Below are 19,090 nucleotides of genomic sequence, written 5' to 3'. Positions count from 1 at the left end.
GACAGCTGCGGCTCCCATCACATGTCGCGGGACTGATCGTCGAGGTCGTCAGCGACGACCTCTGCATCAGCGTCAGCGTCGGCTTCATCAGCCTGGGCGTCTTCCTGGCCTTCGCCGTCGAACTCGACGTCGCCTTCCAGCGTCTCTTCCTCGACGTATTCCGGCTGAGGCAGTTCCGAAGCGTCGATCCAGCCGGCGGCCACGCGCGCCTGCAGGATCAGCATTTCGGCGTCTTCCTGGCTCAGGTTGAAGGTTTCCAGCACGCCCGGAACCTTGACCCGCTCGCCGCCGCGCACTTCATAGCCGCCACGGATTTCGTCAGTGGCCAGATCGGCCAGATCCTCGACCGTCTTCACCCCGCCTTCGCCCAGGGCGACGGCGATGGCGGCGGTCACGCCCGGCACGTCCAGCACGACGTCTTCGACGCCTAGGGCCACGCGCTTGGCGTCCAGCTCGGCCGCCTGGCGGTCCAGATGCTCGCGGGCGCGGGTTTGCAGCTCTTCGGCCGTGTCCTCGTCGAAGCCTTCGATCTCGGAGATTTCATAAGCCTCGACGAAGGCCAGATCCTCGACCGTGGCGAAGCCTTCAGTGACCAGCAGCTGGGCGATCGTCTCGTCCACGTCCAGGGCTTCCTGGAACAAGGCGGTGCGCTCGGCGAACTCGCGCTGGCGGCGCTCGGAGTCCTGAGACTCCGTGATGATGTCGATCTGCCAGCCGGTCAGCTGCGAGGCCAGGCGGACGTTCTGGCCGCGACGGCCGATGGCCAGCGACAGCTGCTCGTCCGGCACCACGACCTCGACGCGGTCGGCTTCTTCGTCCAGCACCACCTTGGCCACTTCGGCCGGGGCCAGGGCGTTGACGATGAAGGTCGGCTCGTCGTCGTTCCACTGGATGATGTCGATCTTCTCGCCCTGCAGTTCGGCGACGACCGCCTGAACGCGCGAGCCGCGCATGCCGACGCAGGCGCCGACAGGGTCGATCGAAGAGTCGTTCGACAGGACGGCCATCTTGGCGCGCGAACCGGCGTCGCGGGCGGCGGCGCGGATCTCGATCACGCCGTCATAGACTTCCGGCACTTCCTGGGCGAACAGCTTGGCCATAAAGCCCGGGTGGGCGCGCGACAGCATGACCTGCGGGCCCTTGGCCTCCGGGCGCACGTCGTAGATGTAGGTGCGGACGCGGTCGCCGACGTTGAACACCTCGCGCGGGATCGACTGGTCGCGGCGCATGATGCCTTCGCCACGGCCCAGGTCGACGATGGTGTTGCCGTATTCGACGCGCTTGACCGTGCCGTTGACGATCTCGCCGACGCGATCCTTGAACTCTTCGTACTGGTTGGCGCGCTCGGCCTCGCGGACCTTTCCGGTCACGACCTGACGGGCCATCTGCGTCTGGACGCGGCCGAACTCGAACGGCGGCAGGATCTCGACGTATTCCTTGCCGACCTCGGCCTCGGCGTCGCGCTTCAGCGCGTCGCGCAGGCGCACCATGGCGCTGTCGTTGAACTCTTCCAGCTCGTCTTCCGGCTGCCAGTCGTCGCCGACGATGGTGACGTGACGGGTCAGGCTCAGCTCGCCGGTCTTGTGGTCGATCTTGGCGCGGATGTCGTGGTGCGCGCCATAGCGCGACTTGGCGCCCTTCTGGATCGCTTCCTCGATCGCCTCGATGACGATCTCCCGGTCGATGTTCTTTTCGCGCGCGACGGCGTCAGCGATGGAGAGCAGTTCCAGGCGGTTGGCGGAGATTCCGGTCACGGCCATCAGGCGTCGTCCTTAGTGGAGTCGGAGTTGGATTGTTCAGCGGAGGATTGTTCAGCGTCGGGCGCGCCCTCGGGCAGGCCGTCGTCTTCGGGTTCGCCGCGCGCCGCGCGCAGGGCCGCGCCGCGTTTCAGCAATTCGTCGGTCAGCACCAGCTTGGCGTCGGCCAGCCAGGCGAAAGGGATCAGGGCGGTCTCGTCCTCGCCGTCCAGATCGATGGCGACGTTCTCGCCCTCGACCCCGGCGACAATGCCCTTGAAGCGTTTGCGGCCCTCGACCATGCGATCGGTTTCAAGACGGGCTTCCAGACCTTCGAACAGGTCGAAGTCGATCAGGCGCGTCAGCGGCCGGTCGATGCCGGGCGACGAGACTTCCAGCAGATATTCGCCCGAGATCGGATCCGCGGCGTCCAGCACCTCGGACACGGCGCGCGACAGGCGGGCGCATTCCTCGACCGAAATGTCGTGATCGAGATTGCGCTCGGCCATGATCTGCAGGCGACGACGCAGGGTGCCGCCCATCAGGCGCACGCGCACGACCGCCAGCCCCAGGCTCTCAGCCACGGGGTCGATCAGCTCCAGCAGAGCACGGTCTTCGGCGGTCTTGGCCCGCAAGCGGCTACTCCAAAAACAAAAGCGACGGTCCGTCCGGGCCGCCGCTTGATACGACGCCGTTGGACGTCGGTCTAACGATGTGAGCGGTCATATAGGCGAAAGCGGGGGCCGTGTCAGCCCCCGCCGTCCCATTCCCGCAAGCGCCCCGCCGTTCAGTCCTGCTTTTCGAATTCCAGGAAGATCGGATCGGTGTCGCCGAGCTTCTTTTCCTCATAGCGGGTGACGACATGGTCTTTGGGCGGGGCGAACCAGTCGGCGCCGGTCTCACGGCGCGTCAGACCCGACGTGCGCGCCAGCCGCTCCAGCGCCCAGTCGGCGTAGTCCAGCCAGTCGGTGACGAAGCGCACCTTGCCGCCCGGCTTCAGCAGGCGGGCGATCTCCACCGCCGTCTCGTCCTGCAGGAAGCGGCGCTTGTTGTGGCGCGCCTTGTGCCAGGGGTCGGGGAACAGGATCATCACCCGGTCCAGCGAGGCGTCCGGCAGGGCCGCCATCACCGCGCGGGCGTCGTCGGCGTGCAGCCGCACGTTCTCAAGCCCGCCCTCCTCGACGTGACGCAGAGCCGAGGCGACGCCGTTCAGGAAGGGCTCGCAGCCGATCATCACCGCTTCAGGATGACGCGCCGCCTGGGCCGCCAGATGCTCGCCGCCGCCGAAGCCGATCTCCAGCCAGGCGGCTTTCGCGCCCGGCATCAGAGCCAGAGGATCAATCGGCCCCCTGGCCGGGTCCGGCACGGCGATACGCGGCATCAGGGTGTCGAACAGGGCCGCCTGCTTCGCCTTGATCGGCCGCGACTTGATGCGTCCGAAGGAGCGCAGCGGGCCATGCGCCTTCGCCCATTCGGGGCGCTCGGCGTCGGACGGTTTGGGATCGGTCTCGTCGGTCATGGCGCGCGCTCTAGACCATTTTCGGTTCAGTCGAAATCGACTGAACCCAGAACAATGGTCCAGAATTATGCTTGGAGCGAATATCTGTGTTCAGTTGGACACTCGTCCAACTGAACCGATTTCGCTCTAGCGGCTTAAGCCCGCACGCAAAGGCCCATCCTTGCGGAAGCCTCAGCCCCACGGCCCGCGCGGCGGCGCGGCGGGGGCATCGTCGGTCGTCGGCACGCTGGTTCCCCGGATCGGCGCGGCGGACGCGACAGGCGCAGGCGCGACGAAGGCCGCCGGACGCACGCGCCCGCCCATGCCCATCTTCGCGCCCAGCTCCATCAGGGCGCGGACGCGATTGCCGGTGGCTGGGTGGGTCGAGAACAGATTGTCCGCCCCCTTCCCGTTCAACGGATTGATGATGAACATATGGGCCGTCGCCGGATTGCGCTCGGCCGGGGCGTTGACCGCGCCCCGCGCATAGGCCTCGATCTTCTGCAGGGCCGAGGCCAGGGCCTGGGGGTCATTGGCGATCTCGGCGCCGACGCGATCGGCCTCGTATTCGCGAGTGCGGCTGATGGCCATCTGCACCAGGCCCGCCGCCATCGGCGCCAACAACATCAGGGCGATGGTCCCGATCATGCCGCCCGGACGCTCGCGGTCGTCGCCGCCGCCGAAGAACAGGGCGAAGTTGGCCAGCATGGCGATGGCGCCCGCCACCGTCGCCGTAACCGTCATGGTCAGGGTGTCGCGGTTCTTCACATGGGCCAGTTCATGCGCCATCACGCCGCGGATCTCTTCGCGCGTCAGCATGTCCAGCAGGCCCGTCGTCGCCGCCACCGCCGCATTCTGGGGGTTGCGCCCCGTGGCGAAGGCGTTCGGCTGATCGTTCGGGATGATGGTGATGTTGGGCAGGGGCATGCCGGCGTCCTGCGCCATCTGCTTCACATCGGCGACATAGGCGCGCACCACGGCGTTGGGGTGGGTCTCGTCCACCGGCTGGGCGCGGTACATCTTCAGGACGATCTTGTCCGCGTTCCAATAGCTGAAGACATTCATGCCCGCCGCCACGACCAGGGCGATCGCCATGCCGGGCCCTTTGCCGATCAGATAGCCGATCCCCATGAACAGGGCGGTCATCGCGGCCAGCAGGGCGAATGTCTTCAGATGGTTCATGCGGGGCTTCAGGCGAAAGGTTTCAGGCGACAGGGGTGGCGTGTTCAGCCGGAACGTCTATTTGAGCCGCAGTATCCCCGCTCTCAAGGCAGGCGACCTGTGACCGAACAGCCCACCCCCCCGACTGAACCTTCCCCTGAGGAAGCCTTCAACGCCGACGTGCCCCACGCCACGCCCGAGCGCCCCCTGAACGAGGTCGCCCGCCGCGCCCTGCTGGAAGCCGCCGAACGCCGCGCCGCCGAGGAAGCCGCTGCGCTTCCGAACGAGGTCGGCGGCCGCAAGGGACCGGAACCGACCCGTTTCGGCGACTGGGAGAAGAAGGGCCTGGCGGTGGATTTTTAGGGCGCTAACGCTCGCCGCGCGGCGGCTCGCTGCTTGAGCGGGTTAGGACGCTACCGCTCGCCGCACGGCGGCTCACTACTTGAGCTGATTTGAGCGCGATCGCTCGGCCGCCGCTTCGCGGTCCCGCTCCCCATGACATGAAGGGAAAAGACCCCGGTTCCCTTGACGGGAGAATAGTGAACGCTCTGGCGATATCCGCATTAACCTTTACGGCTGAAACAAGGAGCGCAGCCATGAAGGCCCTATTTTACGCCGCCGCAGGCGCGGCGGTCCTCATCGCCGGAGCGGCCGAGGCCCATCAGGCCGGCGCCCGATATAACGCCGCCGCCGGCTACGCCCGCGGCCCCGTGGTCCAGAGCCGCGCCCAGACCTGGTACAGCGACACCGGCTGGCAGGGCGGCTACGGCCCGATCGAAAGCTATGGCTATGGCTACGGCTACGGCGGCGCCGGGGTTCGTCCGCCGGTCGTGATCGCCCCGTCGCAGCCGCCGATCCAGCATGGCGGCTACGCCTATTCCGGCGTCACCCGCTCCATGCCCTTCGGCTATCCGGTCGACGGCTACGGCCGCTATCCCTGGGCGCGCGCCGGCTATGGCGGCTACGGCGGCCAGTATCAGGGCCAATATCAGGGCGGCTACCAGCAGGGCTATTATCAGGGCGGATACGGTCACGACTGCGGCCGCTGCGGCCCGCCGCCCCAGCCTATGCAGCCGGTGCATTACCGCGCCGAGCCGATCTATGTCAGCCAGCCGCCGGTCTATGTCTCGCAGCCGCCCGTCTATGTGGAATCGCCGCCGGTCTTCGTGCAGCCGGCCCCGGTCTACGTCGAGCCGGCCCGCGTCCACGTGGCGCCGCCGCCGGTCCATGTGGCCGCCGCCGACGTGCGCGTCGCCCCGGCCCAGGTCGAAGTGGCCCGCCCCAACGTCTACGTCGAGCCGCCGCGCATCGAAACCGCCCCGCCGGTCGTGAACTTCGACCAGGGCTATTACGCCGTGCCGCCCGCCCCGCCGGCGCCGCCGTCTCCGACCGAGCGGCCCTACCGCCAGGAACGCGGCGAACGCGGCTGATACGAAAAAAGGGCGGCGTCCGCAGACGCCGCCCTTCTTGTTTCACGTGAAGCAGACCCCTTACGGATCAAGCTCATAGGCCTCAGACCAGGGCGATCTCCTGGGTGATCGCCTGGGCCGCCGCGCGCGGATCGGCGACGGCGGTGATCGGACGGCCGATGACCAGATGGGTCGCCCCCGATTGCAGGGCGCTGGCCGGGGTCGCGGCGCGCGCCTGATCGTCCAGGGCCGCGCCCGCAGGCCGCACGCCCGGCGTCACGATCAGGAAGTCCTCGCGCCCCGCCGCCATGGCGATCTCACGCGCCCGGCCCGCCTCATGCGGGCTGGAGACGACGCCGTGGATACCGGCCTCCAGCGCCTGACGCACCCGCTGCTCCACCAGTTCGGCCGCCGACAGACTGTGGTCGTCCGCCTTCAGATCGTCGTCGGTCAGGCTGGTCAGGACGGTGACGCCCAGGATCTTCAGGTCGGATCCCGCCGCCCCGCGCGCCGCCGCCGCCATCACCTGCGGCCGGGCGTGGACGGTCAGCAGGTCGCAGCCCGCGTTCGCCAGCACCGCCGTCGCCTTCTCCACCGTCGCGCCGATGTCGTGCAGCTTCCAGTCCAGAAACACCTGGGCGCCCGACGCCTTCAGCTCGCGCGCCAGACCCATGCCGTCCGAGGCGAACAGCTGCAGCCCGACCTTGTAGAAGCCCACCGCATCGCCGATCCGCTCGACTAGGGCGCGCGCCTCATCGGTCGTCGGCACGTCCAGGGCGCAGATGACGCGCGGGTCGAAGGGGCGATTGGGGCGGTCTGCTGACATTTCCGGCTCTCGGCGGCTTGCAGGCGCGCGCGGATGCCCCGATAGGTGAGACAAGGGGTCGCGGTCGCGCGGCGGGTTTTCTAAGGCGAGGGCAAGCAATGAACGCGGTCGATCTGGGGGTCAACCTGTTCGTGGCGCTGTTCGCCCTGCTGGACCCGATCGGCAATGTGCCGATCTTCGCGGCGGCCACGGCGGGCGCCTCCCTGCGTCAGCGCATCACGGTCTCGGCCATGATCTGCGCCTTCGCGGCGGTCTTCCTCGGCTTCTTCTTCTTCACGGGCCTGGGCCTGCTGCAGTTCTTCGGCATCTCGCTGGCCGCCTTCCGCATCGCGGGCGGCATCCTCTTGCTGCTGCTGGGCCTGGACATGGCGCGCGAGGACTTCCTGAAGATCTTCGCCGACGCCGACGCCGCGACCGACGCCCAGGACGTGCGCGGCTACGCCAAGCGCCGGTTTAAACGGCTGATCGTGCCCTTCGCCATTCCCCTGATGATCGGGCCGGGCGCCATCTCGGCCATCATCATCCAGGCGGGCGAGGCCCAGAAGCTGGGTGCGGCGGGCACGGCCGCGTCGCTGACCGCCATGGTCGCCGCCTGCGTCGTCACCTTCATGTGCTTCGCCGCCACCGGCCCGATCAGCCGCATCCTGGGCGACGTGGGCATGGCCATCGTGGTGCGGGTGCTGGGCCTGATCCTGTGCGCCCTGGCGATCCAGTTCATCCTGATGGGTCTGGGCGAAGCCCTGCCGGGCATGTTCAGCGCGGGCGTCACCACCCCCTACCCCTCGGGCGGGCACTAAAAGCTCTAGAGGCGGTCCAGCCGTTTGGCGTGGCCGCCGACCATCTTCAGCGCCAGGGCGTCCGGCAGCAGCCCGCCCAGCGCGGCCAGCACATTATTGGCGAAGCCCGGCGTCACGCGCGGCCGGTTGGCCTCGACCGCGTCCCAGCCGATGCGGGCCACGCGGTCGGCGTCCATCCACATCCACTTCGGATAGGCGGCCGAGACCTGATCGCGCGAGCCGTTGACGTCGTGGAACTCGGTGTAGGTGTAGCCGGGGCACAGGGCGGTGACGTGCACGCCGGTCCCCTGCGTCTCCAGCCACAACCCCTGCGACGCCTTGATCAGGAAGCTCTTGATCGGACCGTAAAGCGTGTCGCCGCCCGTCGCCGGCATCTGTCCGGCCAGGGAGGCCACGTTCAGCACCCGGCCCCAGCCGCGCGCGACCATGCCGGGCAGCACCAGGCGCGACAGCTCGACCGGCGCGCTCAGCATGACGCGGATCATGGCGGCGTGGTCCGCCGGATCGGTCGTCAGAAAGCCCGTGGTGCGACTGAAGCCCGCATTGTTGATCAGGCCGTCGACGCTCAATCCTCGCGCGGCGATCGCCTCGGCCAGACGCACAGGCGCCTCGGGCTCGGCCAGGTCGGCGACGATGACCGTCGCGGCGACGCCGTGCGCGGCGGCCAGTTCCTCGGCCCGTGCCTGAAGCGGCCCTTCGCGCCGGGCGGTCAAGATCAGGTCATGCCCCCGCGCCGCGCAGACGCGCGCCAGGGCGGCGCCGATGCCCGCCGAAGCGCCGGTGATAAGGATGGTGCGCCGCGCGTCCCCCAAGACCGCCACGTCAGGCGGCGTCAGCGTTAGGACAGGCCGGGTGTGGCGCAAAGGCGCGCAACACCTCGGGATCTTCTTCCAGCAAGTCAGCGATGGTGATCTTCGACAGGGCCGCGCCCGCCGCCTGATCCGCCGCCGTCAGGGCCTTGGCCACCTGACGCGGGATGTGTTCGCCGACCGGACAGCCCTTGGCCCCAGCGGGCGGCGAGCCCAGATGGGCGCAGCCGTTCACGGCCTTCAGCACCTCGTCCAGGCAAATGGTCTCGGGCCGACGCAGCAGCCAGGATCCGCCAGACGCGCCGGGGCGCGTCGCGATCAGCCCCGCCTTCGCCAGCAGGGCCGTGACCCGACGGATCACCACCGGATTGGTCGGCACCGACGCGGCCAGAACGGCGCTCGGCTCGGCCTCGGTCGCCGAATAGGCGCCCTTGTGGGCCAGATAGGCCAGGGCGTGGGCGGCGACGGGAAAACGTTGGCTGTCAGACATCAGGGTTCATGCTCCTGATGGGAAGGTAGGCCTTCCGAGAGCGTTTCACAAATCCACCCGTAACAAAAACTGTTTCCATATAGCTCCGCTAGGCTCCGGCCTTGCGCGCAAAGCCCCAGGCCGCGTCCGAAAGCGGGCCGACCTGGGCCGCCATCGCCCGCGCATGGGCGCTGGCGGCGGTGCCGTCGCGCACCCGTCCGGCGATGCCCTGGCAGATTGCCGCCAGCCGGAACAGATTATAGGCGAACAGCCAATCCAGGTTCGTCGGCGCCGCCGTCCCGGTCTTCTGCGCATAGCGCTCGACCGTCTCCTCGACCGAAGGAACGCCCAGCGCCTTCAGATCGGCCCCGGCCAGGCCGTTGCGCAAGGACGCCGGGATCACCCAGGCGATCAGCAGATAGGAGAAGTCCGCCATCGGGTCGCCCAGGGTCGACAGCTCCCAGTCCAACACCGCGCGCACCTTCGCCTCGGCCGGATCGAGGATCAGATTGTCGAGGCGGAAGTCCCCATGCACGATCCGCGTCGGCCCCTCGGGCGGCAGGCTGTCGGGCAGGAAGGCGATCAGCCGATCCATGGCCGCGATCGGCTCGATCTCGGAGGCGCGATACTGTTTGGTCCAGCGCCCCACCTGGCGCGCGAAATAATTCCCCGCCTTGCCGTAGTCGGCCAGGCCCACAGCCTCCGGCTCCAGCCGATGCAGCGCCGCCAGCGTATCGACCTGGGCGTCATAGACGTCGCGGCGCTCCGGCGGCGTCAGACCCGGCAGCTTCAAGTCCCAGAAGATGCGCCCCTCGACCTTCTCCATGACGTAGAAGATAGAGCCGATGACGCCATCATCCGTACACAGAACATAGGGGCGCGCGACCGGAAAACCCTGGGCGTGCAGGGCCGAGATGACGGCGAACTCCCGGTCCACGGCGTGGGCGCTGGCCAGCAGCGCGCCCGGCGACTTGCGACGCAGCACATAGGTCCGGTCCGGCGTGGTCAGCTCATAGGTCGGGTTGGACTGGCCGCCCTTGAACTGGCGGATGGTTAGCGGCCCGGCGTAGCCCTCGACGTTCGCCGCCAGCCAGGCGTCCAGCGCCGCCTCGTCCAGCCGATGGCGGTCGTCGACCTCGCGCGTGCCCGAAAACGCGGCCTGAGCGTCCAATGTCTGTGAATCCGCGGCCTCGGTCATTCCCCCTCCTCCGGCTGGGCGGCGATGATGGCCGCCCTGACCGCGCCGCGCCAGCCCTTGAGCAGCCGCGCCCGCGCCTCGGCTCCCATGCGCGGGGTCCAGACGGCGGGCGCCTCGGCCGGGGCGGTCCACAGGGCCTCGGTCAGACCGACGCCATAGGCCGCCAGCCGCGCCGCGCCCATGGCCGTCATCTCCTGGAAGGCCGGCCGTTCGACCTCGACCTCGCAGATGTCGGCGATGAACTGCATGGCGAAGGCGTTGGCGGTGACGCCGCCGTCGACCTTGAGCCGTTTCAGCGGCGGCGCCCCGTCCTTCGTCAGGGCGTCCAGCAGGTCGCGGGTCTGATAGGCCAGGCTCTCCAGCGCCGCGCGGACCATGTGCGCCGGTCCGCTGTCGCGGGTCAGGCCGACGACCGTACCGCGCGCCTCCGGCTCCCACCACGGCGCGCCCAGGCCGGTGAAGCCGGGGACCAGATAGACCCCGCCGTTGTCTTTCAACGTCTGTGCCATCGCCTCGGACTGACGCGAGTCCGACAGCACCTTCAGCCCGTCGCGCAGCCACTGGATCGCCGACCCGGCCGAAAAGATGGACCCCTCCAGCGCATAGGCGGCCTCTCCTCCTGCCGCATAGCCGAGCGTCCCCAGGAGGCGCGAAGTCGAGGCCACCGGCGCCGCCCCGACATTGGCGACCAGAAAGGCGCCGGTGCCATAGGTGATCTTGGCGTCGCCTGCCGTCAGCGCCCCATGTCCGACCAGGGCCGCGTGCTGATCCCCCGCTGACCCGTGAATGGGCAGGGCGCGGCCCAGAAGGGACGCATCGGCCTCCCCCAGCAGGGCGTCGCAGTCGCGGATTTCCGGCAGGGCCTGCATCGACACGCCGAACAGATCACACAAATCCTGTCGCCACGTGCGCGTCGTCAGGTCCATCAGACTGGTGCGGCTGGCGTTGGTGGCGTCGGTGACGTGGCTGTTTCCGCCGGTCAGCTTCCAGATCAGCCAGGCGTCAATGGTGCCCAGCTTGACCTCGCCGCGCGCCGCCCGTTCGCGCGCGCCGGGCACGGCGTCCAGCAGCCAGGCGTATTTCGACGCCGAGAAATAGGGATCGAGGATCAGGCCCGTCGCCGCCTGCACCATCGCCTCATGCCCTGCCGCCGCCAGCTTGCCCGTCGCCTCGGCCGTGCGCCGGTCCTGCCAGACGATAGCGCGGTGCAGGGGCTCGCCCGTCGCCGCGTCCCAGATGACCGACGTCTCGCGCTGGTTGGTGATGCCGATGGCGGCGAAGCGGCCGACGCCGCCCGCCTTCCTGACCACCTCGCGACAGGTCTGCAGCGTCGCGCGCCAGATCTCGGCCGCGTCATGCTCGACCCAGCCCGACTGCGGGAAATGCTGCGCCAGCTCGATCTGGCTGACGGCGACCGCATGAAAGGCCCCCTCGGGCGAGACCTCAAACGCGATCGCCCTCGTCGAGGTCGTGCCCTGGTCGATGGCGAGGATCATATTTGCTTGCATGATGTGAGTTATGCAGAGCCTGCGCCGCGACGTAAGAGGGAACCCATGCATACGCCCAGTTTCCAAGGCGTCGTCGACGCCGCCCGCCAGATCGCCCCCGCCGCCGTCCGCACGCCGTTGATCGAGCATCCGGCCCTGAACGAGGCCGTCGGCGGTCGCGTCCTGATGAAGGCCGAGACCTTTCAGGTGGCGGGCGCCTTCAAATTCCGCGGAGCCTATAACCGCGTCAGCCGCCTGACCGAGGAAGAGAAGACGCGCGGCGTCGTAGCCTATTCATCCGGCAACCACGCGCAGGGGGTGGCGGCGGCGGCCAAGGGCGTCGGCACGCCCGCCGTCATCGTCATGCCGTCCGACAGCCCGTCGGTGAAGGTCGAGGGCGTGCGCGCCTTTGGCGGCGAGGTGCGCTTCTACGACCGCTGGACCGAAAGCCGCGAGGCCATCGGCGCCGAAATCGCGGCCGAGCGCGGCTCGGTGCTGGTCCCCCCGTTCGACGACCCCTTCATCATCGAGGGCCAGGGCACGGTCGGGCTGGAGATGCTGGAGCAGGCGAGCGTACCGATGGATCAGCTGCTGTGCGGCGCCTCGGGCGGTGGGCTGATCGCCGGGATCAATCTGGTCATGGCCGAACAGAGCCCCGACACCCGCGTCATCGTGGTCGAGCCGGACGCCTTCGACGACACCCGCCGCTCGCTGGAGGCGGGCCAGCGCACCGCCCATCCGCAAGGGTCGCCGTCCATCTGCGACGCCCTGATGGCGCCTATTCCGGGCGAACTGACCTGGCCGATCAACCGGCGCCTGGCGGGCGCCGCCACCGTCACCGACGCCGAGGTGGCCGAGGCCATGCGCTTCGCCTTCCGCTGGCTGAAGCTGGTCATCGAGCCGGGCGGCGCCGTGTCGCTGGCGGCCCTGCTGTCAGGCAAGGTCGAGGCGAAGGGCCTGACCACCGGCATCGTCCTGTCGGGCGGCAACGTCGACCCCGGCCTGTTCAGCGAAATCATCGAGGGACGGTTCGAGGGGTAGGCCTTGCCTCCGCCCCCTCCCCGCGCAAGGCTGGCGCAAACGGGAGGGGCGTCACATGACCAAGGCCAGCGAACTTCAATCCCTGATCGGACAGGAGGTCGGCGTCAGCCGCTGGTTCGCGCTGGATCAGGCGCGCATCGACGCCTTCGCCGGACTGACCGAGGACGAGCAGTTCATCCACGTCGACCCCGAGCGCGCCAAGGCGACGCCCTTCGGCGGGACCATCGCGCACGGCTTCCTGACCCTCAGCCTCGCCTCGGCCATGAGCATGGATGCGATCGCCCCGCTGGATGATCTGGTGATGGGGGTGAACTACGGCTTCGACCGCCTGCGCTTCCTCGCCCCGGCGCCGTCCGGATCGCGCGTGCGCGGCCGCTTCAAGCTGCTGTCCGCCGAGGACAAGGGGGGCGGCCGGTGGCTGCTGAAGCACGAACTGACCGTCGAGATCGAAGGCGGCGACAAACCCGCCCTGATCGCCGAATGGCTGACGATGCAGGTGGTGAAGGCCTAACCTTCCCGCTCATCCCGGCGGACGCCGGGATCCAGTCCTTTGGCCTCAGCCGCCATGCTTGCAGCTCTCACTGGGCCCCGGCGTCCGCCGGGGTGAGCGGAGTATCAGGCGATCACGCCCCCAGGCACCTCAGCGCCACTTCCAGATTGCGCAGGCCGTCTTCGCCGCTGACGGCCGCCGTCTCGCCGGTGCGGATGGCGTGGATGAAGGCTTCGTGCTCCTTCTTAAGCGGCTCGGCGGGCCAGGCGTTCAGCATCCGCGTCGAATAGGAGCCGTCCGGCTGCTGGCCGAAGAATTCCGTCACCTGGCGGGTGATCAGATCGGCGACGATGAAGCGGTTCTTGGTCGCCACCTGCAGGACGCGGGTCTTGTAGGGCGTGACCCAGTTGGTGGTGATGTGGGCGATCACCCCATTGTCCATGCGGAACTGCAGCAGGGCCGAATCCTCGCGCGACGCATGGGTGTGGCCCAGCAGGGACTGGACCTCGGTCATCTCCGACCCCGTCAGGTGGCGGATGATGTCGATGTCGTGCACCGCCAGGTCGATGACCACCCCGACCTCGCCCATGCGCGGCGGGAAGGGGCCGACGCGGGTGATCTGGATGGAGATGATCTCGTCCCCGTCGATGGCGCGCTTGACCGTCTCGACCGCCGGGTTGAAGCGCTCGACATGGCCGACCATCAGCACGCGGTCATTGGCCTTGGCCGCGTCGATCATCGCCTGGGCGTCGGCGACGGTGGCCGCGATCGGCTTCTCAACCAGCACATGGACGCCCGCGTTCAGCAGGGCCACGCCCAGTTCGGCGTGATAACGGTTCGGCGTGGCGATGACGGCGGCGTCCAGCCCGGCGGCGACGAAGGCCTCGGCCGTCGTCACAGCCGTCGCGCCATAAGCGGCGGCCACGCCCTCGGCCGTCACGGCGTCAGGATCGAAGACGGTCGTCAGCTCGACATCGCGCAGCTCGGCCAGGACGCGGGCGTGGTTGCGACCCATGACGCCGGCGCCGGCGACGCCGATCTTGAGGGGGGTCTGATGGAGGGTCATGCGGATCAGGCCTTGAAGCTGGCGACGGCGGCGATGATGCGGTCCTGGGTGTCCGCGTCCAGATCAGCGTGCATCGGCAGGCTGATCACCACATCCTTCAGCCGCTCGGTGACAGGCAGGCCGCCCACGCCGCGCGGATAATGTTCATAGGCGGGCTGAAGGTGCAGCGGGATCGGATAATAGACCGCCGTCGGCACGCCCTGATCCTTCAGGTGCAAGGCCAGGGCGTCGCGGTCCGAATGCTCGACCGTGTACTGCGCCCAGTTGGAGACATTGCCCGCCGGGACGTCCGGAACCTTGGCGACGTGAGGACGCAGGCCTTCGTTGTAGCGGGCGGCGGCGGCATTGCGCCATTCGATCTCTTCAGCGAAGACCTTCAGCTTCTCGATCAGGACGGCGGCCTGAATGGTGTCCAGACGGCTATTCAGGCCGATGCGCATGTTCAGATATTTGGGGTCGTGGTCGAAGGTGCGGTCCTTCAGGTCCACCGCGACCGCCTTGCCGTGAACGCGGATGGAATCCATCAGCTGGGCCAGGTCGTCGTCATTGGTCAGCACCGCCCCGCCGTCGCCGTAGCAGCCCAGCGGCTTGGCCGGAAAGAAGCTGGTGGTGGTCACGTCGGCCCATTTCAGCGGGTGTTCGCCGTCAATGGTGCAGCCGAACCCCTGGGCCGAATCCGAGATCAGCTTCAGCCCGTGTTTGTCGCAGATCGTCTTGATCGCCGGATAGTCGGCGGGCTGGCCGAAAAGGTCGACGGCGATGACCACGCGCGGGGTCAGACGGCCCCCGGCCTTGACGCCCTCGATGGCGCGCTCCAACGCGGCCGGGTCCATGTTGTAGGTGTTCTCGTCCACATCGACGAAGACCGGCTCGGCGTCGAACCAGGGCACGACCTCGGCGGTGGCGGCGAAGGTAAAGCTGGGCACGAAGACGGCGTCGCCGCGCCCGATCCCCCAAGCCATCAGCGGCAGGGCCAGGGCGTCGGTGCCATTGGCGCAGCCCAAGGCGTGCTTGGCCTTGCCGAAGGCGGCCAGGTCGGCCTCGAACTGGCGCACCTGCGGGCCCATGACCCAGGCGCCGCCGACGACGGCCTCCTGAACGGCGGCCTCGATCTTGCCGCCGAGGCGCAGGCGCTGGGCCTGAAGGTCGATGAAGGGAATGGTCATTGCGATGTCGCTCTCTCGATGGGGCCGGCGCGGGCGGATGTCCAAGGCTCCGGGGCGCGGACGCGAAGGCGGGTCGTCTGTGTCAGCCTGCGTCCTAGCAAAGCGGCGGGGTGCTGAACAAACCCCCCGGAGTCACTTCGCGTTGCCGGATGCAACGAAAACCATGGCTTGGCAAAATCGGCGACCCTGCCTAAGCCCGAACCATCATGATCTTGTCAAACGCACAAATCCGGGTCCGCGACTGGCTGTTTCGCCAAGCCCTGCCGCTGTGGGCGACCGCTGGCGCCGACTCCGAAGGGGGTTTCTATGAGAAACTGGATTTCGACGGTCGGCCCATCACCGGCTTGCCGCGGCGCACACGCGTCCAGGCGCGACAGGTCTATGTCTTCGCCGAAGCGGCTTCGCTCGGCTGGATAGAAGGCGAGGCTTTGGCGCGGCGCGGGCTCGAGGTTCTGATCCGCGACAATCAGCGCGACGACGGCCTGTGGGTCCGCACGACCAACGATGCAGGAGCCGTTCTGGACCCGGCGCCGGACCTCTATGACCTGGCCTTCGTCCTGTTCGGACTAGCGGCCGCCCACCGGGTGCTAAAGGACGAACGCGCCCTGCCCTTGGCCCTGGCGACACTGGCGGCGATGGAAGCCGGCATGGCCGATGCCCTCCATGGCGGCTGGCACGAGGCCTTGCCGCCGAGCCTGCCCCGACGCCAGAATCCGCATATGCACCTGCTGGAGGCCCTGTTGTTCTGGCAGGCTGCGGCGCCGCATCCCGCCTGGGACAGCGCTGCGCGACGCATCCTGGACCTGTTCGCCACGCGTTTCTTCGACGCCCGCTTCGGCGTCCTCGGCGAGTATTTCGCCGCCGACTGGTCCATCGTCCCCGGCGCCTTGGGCGAGGTGGCCGAACCGGGCCACCATATGGAGTGGGTCTGGCTGCTGGATCAGGCCCGTCGCCTGGGCCTGCCCGGACATTCCGACAAGGCCGATGTCCTGTTCCGCGTCGCCCTGGAGCGGGGCTTCGACGTCGAGGGGCACGCCCTGCGCGAGATCGGTCGGGAGAAGGGTCTTCTGGACGCCGGTCGCCGCCTGTGGTGCCAGACCGAGACCCTGCGCGCCTTGCGGCTGCGCGGCGAGATGGAACGCGCTGACGCCCTGCTGGACGGCATCTTCGCCACCTATCTGGCCACGACCACGCCCGGTCTGTGGGTCGACACCTACGACGCTGACGGACGTTCTCAGGACGCGGCCGTTCCAGCCTCGACCTTCTATCACCTGATGACGGCCTTTTCGGCCTTGCTGACGGAAACTGCATGACCCAGCGCCCGGCCGCTTTTCTCGACCGCGACGGCGTGTTGATCGTCGACAGCGGCTTTCCTCACCGGCCCGACCAGCTGGTGCTGATCCCCGGCGTCGCCGAGGCGGTGAAGCGGCTGAACGAGGCGGGCTACATGACCGTCATCGTCACCAATCAGTCGGGCGTGGCGCGCGGCATGTTCAGCGAAGAGACCATGCACGACTTCAACCGCCGGCTGGTCGCCCGGCTGGCCGACGGCGGCGGACGCATCGACGCCGTCTACGCCTGCCCCTTCCATGCCGAGGCGGCGGACGAGCGCTATCGCCACCCGGACCACCCCGACCGCAAACCCAATCCCGGCATGTTGTTGAGGGCCGCCGCCGAGCACGACCTCGACCTCTCCCGCTCGCTGATGATCGGTGATCAACCGTCGGACATGGAAGCGGCGCGGCGCGCAGGCGTGGCGGGCCATCGCTTCATCGACGGCGATCTCGATCAATTCGTCCGCAATCTGCTTCCCGGCTGATCGCTATTCTGCATTTGATGAATTAACGTCGCCGGAACGGAACTGCTGTTCGGAGACGATCCATGCCGATGACCACCCCGCTGGCCGACCGCCATGTCGAGCGGCGCTGGACCTCGCCGGACGACCTCAGCCTCTACGCCCGCGACTACGCCCCGGCCGAGGGTCCGGCGCGCCTGCCGGTCATCGCCATCCACGGCCTGACGCGCAACAGCGCCGATTTCGGCGTCATCGCCGGCCTGATCGCCCATAGCGGCCGCCGCGTCCTGGCCATCGACGTGCGCGGGCGCGGCCGGTCGGACCGGGCGCCCGATCCCATGACCTATACGCCAGATGTCTATGCGAAGGATGTCGTGGCCCTGATGGAGCAGGCAGGGATCGAGAAGGCGGTCTTCCTAGGCACCTCCATGGGCGGGCTGATCACCCTGGCGCTGACAGCCATCAAGCCCAAGGCCATCGCCGCCGCCATCCTCAACGACGTCGGCCCCGAGGTCGCGGCCGAGGGCCTGGCCCGCATCGCCGCCTATACCGGCCAGCCGGTCGCAGTCGAGAGATGGGACGACGCGACCGCCTACGCCCGGCGCATCAATGAGGCGGCCTTCCCTCACTATACGGACGCCGACTGGGCCGCCTTCGCCCGCCGCGTCTTCCGCGAGGGGACCGAAGGGGCGCCCGTGCTGGACTATGACCCCGACATCGCGGCGCCGATCAAGGCCGCGGGGTCCAAGGCGCTGGTTCCCAACCTGTGGCCCTCGTTCCGGGCGCTGGCGCGCAAGAAGCCGACCCTGCTGGTGCGCGGCGGAACCTCGGACCTGCTCAGTTCCGCCATCGCCGACAAGATGAAGAAGGCGGCGCCCGCCATGGCCTATGCCGAGGTTCCCGGCGTCGGCCACGCCCCCATGCTGGACGAACCCGAGGCGCGGGCCGCCATCTTCGAATTCTTGGCGGAAGTGGGCTGAAGAGAACCTTCATCCGCCGTCATCCTCGGGCTTGACCCGAGGATCGAGGGAGGCGTCGCGCTCAACGCATCATCGGTCGCCTGGACAGTCAGGCCGATCCTCGGGTCAAGCCCGAGGATGACGGCACAACACAGGCAGGAAGGCGATCAGGCCTTCTTCACGAACTCGGTCCGCAGGACCAGGCCGCGCACCTTCTCGACGTTGGCCTCGATTTCGTCGGGGTCGCCGGTCAGGCGGATGTTCTTGACCAGGGTGCCGCGCTTCAGCGTCACCCCGCCCGAGCCCTTGACCTTCAGATCCTTGATCAGGGTCACGCTGTCGCCGTCCGACAGGAGGTTGCCGTTGGAGTCCTTGGTGACGTCGTCGCTCATGATCAGTCCTGTCTGAAATGGAAGAAGGGCCGCCGCATCCGCGACGACCCTCGTTCAGATGGCCTATTCGCCCTGACGCGCCTGGGCAAGGGCGATGCGCGCCTGAAGGTGCTCGTCCTGAGCCGTGGCGGCGGAAATGGCGTTGAAGCGCTCGATCTCAAGGCCCGAGTTCTGGATGGCGGCGGCCATCTGGGCCTGCTGTTCGGCGTTCGGCTGGGCGCCGTTCAAAGCGCGGGCGATGCCCGAGATCTCGCCCATGGCGGCGGCGAACTGACCGGCTTCGGCGTCGGTGACGCCAGCCCCGACCGAGCCGGGCGCGGACGGCGTCGCGCCCGCCACCGCCACGCGGACCTGCAGCATCGGATCAGCCGAAACGGCGGCCGAAATGGCGTTGAACCGCTCGACGGCCAGGCCCGAATTCTGCACGGCGGCGGCCATCTGGGCCTGCTGCTCCTCGGTGGGCGTTCCGTTCTGGACGGTCGCGGCCACGCCCTGGACCGTCTTCATGGCGGCGGCGAACTGGGTCAGTTCCGCGTCGGTCGGTTCGCCGGCTGCGGCTACTTCAGCGGCGGGAGCGGGAGCGGCGTCCTGCGCCAGGGCGGGCGCGGCGGTCAGGAACAGGGCGGCCAGAATGGCGGTCGGGGCGGCGGCCGTTGCAAAACGCATGGCGTATCCTTCTTCAGCCCCGAACGCTCAGCCCAAGGCTGACCCGGACAGATCCGGGCTCTCCCGCACGACCGGGTGTGTCAGGCTCACAGAGGGCGGGGAGAAGAAAACGCTAACCCGCGCCG

General features: G+C 68.5%; 21 protein-coding genes. 8 read left to right on the top strand and 13 right to left on the bottom strand.

The genetic code is table 11. From position 1 onward, the window contains the following. Positions 1 to 17 precede the first annotated feature (17 nt). From nusA to htpX, 4 genes are all read right to left on the bottom strand, one after another. Positions 18 to 1,760: a transcription termination factor NusA gene (gene nusA / locus AC3A3G_RS09565; RefSeq protein WP_487488066.1), complete on the bottom strand. Its 1,743-nt coding sequence runs from the start codon at positions 1,758 to 1,760 to the stop codon at positions 18 to 20. Next, positions 1,760 to 2,371, bottom strand: a complete 612-nt coding sequence (rimP, locus tag AC3A3G_RS09560) for a ribosome maturation factor RimP (protein ID WP_292055923.1) — start codon at positions 2,369 to 2,371, stop codon at positions 1,760 to 1,762. Before rimP ends, nusA begins: the two co-directional genes overlap by 1 nt. 152 nt (positions 2,372 to 2,523) lie before the next feature. Further along, a complete protein-coding gene (gene trmB, locus AC3A3G_RS09555; RefSeq protein ID WP_487488065.1) occupies positions 2,524 to 3,255 on the bottom strand; it encodes a tRNA (guanosine(46)-N7)-methyltransferase TrmB in 732 nt (243 codons plus the stop codon). A 171-nt stretch (positions 3,256 to 3,426) separates the two neighbouring features. Further along, positions 3,427 to 4,416 (bottom strand): zinc metalloprotease HtpX, encoded by a 990-nt coding sequence (gene htpX, locus AC3A3G_RS09550; protein ID WP_487488064.1) that lies wholly within the window; start codon positions 4,414 to 4,416, stop codon positions 3,427 to 3,429. Between the two features lie 99 nt (positions 4,417 to 4,515). Between htpX and AC3A3G_RS09545 the strand changes: the two genes are divergently transcribed. Together AC3A3G_RS09545 and AC3A3G_RS09540 are read left to right on the top strand one after the other, a co-directional pair. Then, a complete protein-coding gene (locus tag AC3A3G_RS09545) occupies positions 4,516 to 4,758 on the top strand; it encodes a DUF1674 domain-containing protein (RefSeq protein WP_125899577.1) in 243 nt (80 codons plus the stop codon). Positions 4,759 to 4,991: 233 nt separating this feature from the next. After that, entirely contained in the window at positions 4,992 to 5,825 is an 834-nt protein-coding gene (locus tag AC3A3G_RS09540) for a hypothetical protein (protein WP_125899578.1), read from the top strand. 82 nt (positions 5,826 to 5,907) lie between these two features. Here the strand turns inward: AC3A3G_RS09540 and pyrF are convergent, their stop codons facing one another. Continuing rightward, positions 5,908 to 6,630 (bottom strand): orotidine-5'-phosphate decarboxylase, encoded by a 723-nt coding sequence (gene pyrF, locus AC3A3G_RS09535; protein ID WP_487488063.1) that lies wholly within the window; start codon positions 6,628 to 6,630, stop codon positions 5,908 to 5,910. A gap of 98 nt (positions 6,631 to 6,728) precedes the next feature. Between pyrF and AC3A3G_RS09530 the strand changes: the two genes are divergently transcribed. Continuing rightward, positions 6,729 to 7,427 carry a MarC family protein gene (locus AC3A3G_RS09530; RefSeq protein ID WP_087139683.1) on the top strand — a complete coding sequence of 233 codons (699 nt, stop codon included), beginning with the start codon at positions 6,729 to 6,731 and terminating at the stop codon, positions 7,425 to 7,427. A 5-nt stretch (positions 7,428 to 7,432) separates the two neighbouring features. Here the strand turns inward: AC3A3G_RS09530 and AC3A3G_RS09525 are convergent, their stop codons facing one another. The 4 genes from AC3A3G_RS09525 to glpK form a co-directional block, all read right to left on the bottom strand. After that, a complete protein-coding gene (locus tag AC3A3G_RS09525) occupies positions 7,433 to 8,239 on the bottom strand; it encodes an SDR family NAD(P)-dependent oxidoreductase (protein ID WP_487488180.1) in 807 nt (268 codons plus the stop codon). A gap of 10 nt (positions 8,240 to 8,249) precedes the next feature. Beyond that, positions 8,250 to 8,726 (bottom strand): Rrf2 family transcriptional regulator, encoded by a 477-nt coding sequence (locus AC3A3G_RS09520; RefSeq protein ID WP_125899581.1) that lies wholly within the window; start codon positions 8,724 to 8,726, stop codon positions 8,250 to 8,252. Positions 8,727 to 8,814: 88 nt separating this feature from the next. Further along, the gene (locus AC3A3G_RS09515; RefSeq protein WP_487488062.1) at positions 8,815 to 9,903 is read right to left on the bottom strand and encodes a phosphotransferase family protein; all 1,089 of its coding nucleotides are present in this window, start codon (positions 9,901 to 9,903) and stop codon (positions 8,815 to 8,817) included. After that, positions 9,900 to 11,411: a glycerol kinase GlpK gene (gene glpK, locus AC3A3G_RS09510; protein ID WP_487488061.1), complete on the bottom strand. Its 1,512-nt coding sequence runs from the start codon at positions 11,409 to 11,411 to the stop codon at positions 9,900 to 9,902. Before glpK ends, AC3A3G_RS09515 begins: the two co-directional genes overlap by 4 nt. A gap of 45 nt (positions 11,412 to 11,456) precedes the next feature. Here glpK and AC3A3G_RS09505 point away from each other — a divergent pair, with 45 nt between their 5' ends. Both AC3A3G_RS09505 and AC3A3G_RS09500 read left to right on the top strand, forming a co-directional pair. Then, positions 11,457 to 12,431: a threonine ammonia-lyase gene (locus AC3A3G_RS09505; protein ID WP_487488060.1), complete on the top strand. Its 975-nt coding sequence runs from the start codon at positions 11,457 to 11,459 to the stop codon at positions 12,429 to 12,431. Between the two features lie 55 nt (positions 12,432 to 12,486). Next, a complete protein-coding gene (locus AC3A3G_RS09500; RefSeq protein WP_200168693.1) occupies positions 12,487 to 12,942 on the top strand; it encodes a MaoC family dehydratase in 456 nt (151 codons plus the stop codon). Positions 12,943 to 13,054: 112 nt separating this feature from the next. Here the strand turns inward: AC3A3G_RS09500 and AC3A3G_RS09495 are convergent, their stop codons facing one another. Both AC3A3G_RS09495 and AC3A3G_RS09490 read right to left on the bottom strand, forming a co-directional pair. Continuing rightward, positions 13,055 to 13,987 (bottom strand): Gfo/Idh/MocA family oxidoreductase, encoded by a 933-nt coding sequence (locus tag AC3A3G_RS09495; RefSeq protein WP_487488059.1) that lies wholly within the window; start codon positions 13,985 to 13,987, stop codon positions 13,055 to 13,057. Between the two features lie 5 nt (positions 13,988 to 13,992). Next, positions 13,993 to 15,153, bottom strand: a complete 1,161-nt coding sequence (locus tag AC3A3G_RS09490; RefSeq protein ID WP_487488058.1) for a DegT/DnrJ/EryC1/StrS family aminotransferase — start codon at positions 15,151 to 15,153, stop codon at positions 13,993 to 13,995. A gap of 206 nt (positions 15,154 to 15,359) precedes the next feature. Between AC3A3G_RS09490 and AC3A3G_RS09485 the strand changes: the two genes are divergently transcribed. From AC3A3G_RS09485 to AC3A3G_RS09475, 3 genes are all read left to right on the top strand, one after another. Further along, positions 15,360 to 16,466 (top strand): AGE family epimerase/isomerase, encoded by a 1,107-nt coding sequence (locus tag AC3A3G_RS09485; protein WP_487488057.1) that lies wholly within the window; start codon positions 15,360 to 15,362, stop codon positions 16,464 to 16,466. Continuing rightward, entirely contained in the window at positions 16,463 to 16,972 is a 510-nt protein-coding gene (locus AC3A3G_RS09480) for a D-glycero-alpha-D-manno-heptose-1,7-bisphosphate 7-phosphatase (RefSeq protein ID WP_487488056.1), read from the top strand. The genes AC3A3G_RS09485 and AC3A3G_RS09480 overlap by 4 nt, the downstream gene beginning before the upstream one ends. Positions 16,973 to 17,034: 62 nt before the next feature. After that, on the top strand, positions 17,035 to 17,928 hold the full coding sequence (locus tag AC3A3G_RS09475) for an alpha/beta fold hydrolase (RefSeq protein WP_487488055.1): 894 nt from the start codon (positions 17,035 to 17,037) through the stop codon (positions 17,926 to 17,928). Positions 17,929 to 18,074: 146 nt separating this feature from the next. On the opposite strand, the gene AC3A3G_RS09470 is transcribed toward AC3A3G_RS09475, so the two are convergent. Next, entirely contained in the window at positions 18,075 to 18,299 is a 225-nt protein-coding gene (locus AC3A3G_RS09470; protein ID WP_003166615.1) for an alkylphosphonate utilization protein, read from the bottom strand. A gap of 63 nt (positions 18,300 to 18,362) precedes the next feature. Continuing rightward, the gene (locus AC3A3G_RS09465) at positions 18,363 to 18,965 is read right to left on the bottom strand and encodes a DUF4168 domain-containing protein (protein ID WP_487488054.1); all 603 of its coding nucleotides are present in this window, start codon (positions 18,963 to 18,965) and stop codon (positions 18,363 to 18,365) included. Positions 18,966 to 19,090: the final 125 nt, after the last annotated feature.

Source organism: Brevundimonas sp. Soil_N_31, assembly GCF_057655995.1.
Note: the sequence above shows the minus strand (reverse complement) of the source record. Positions and strands in the feature narration are given on the sequence as shown.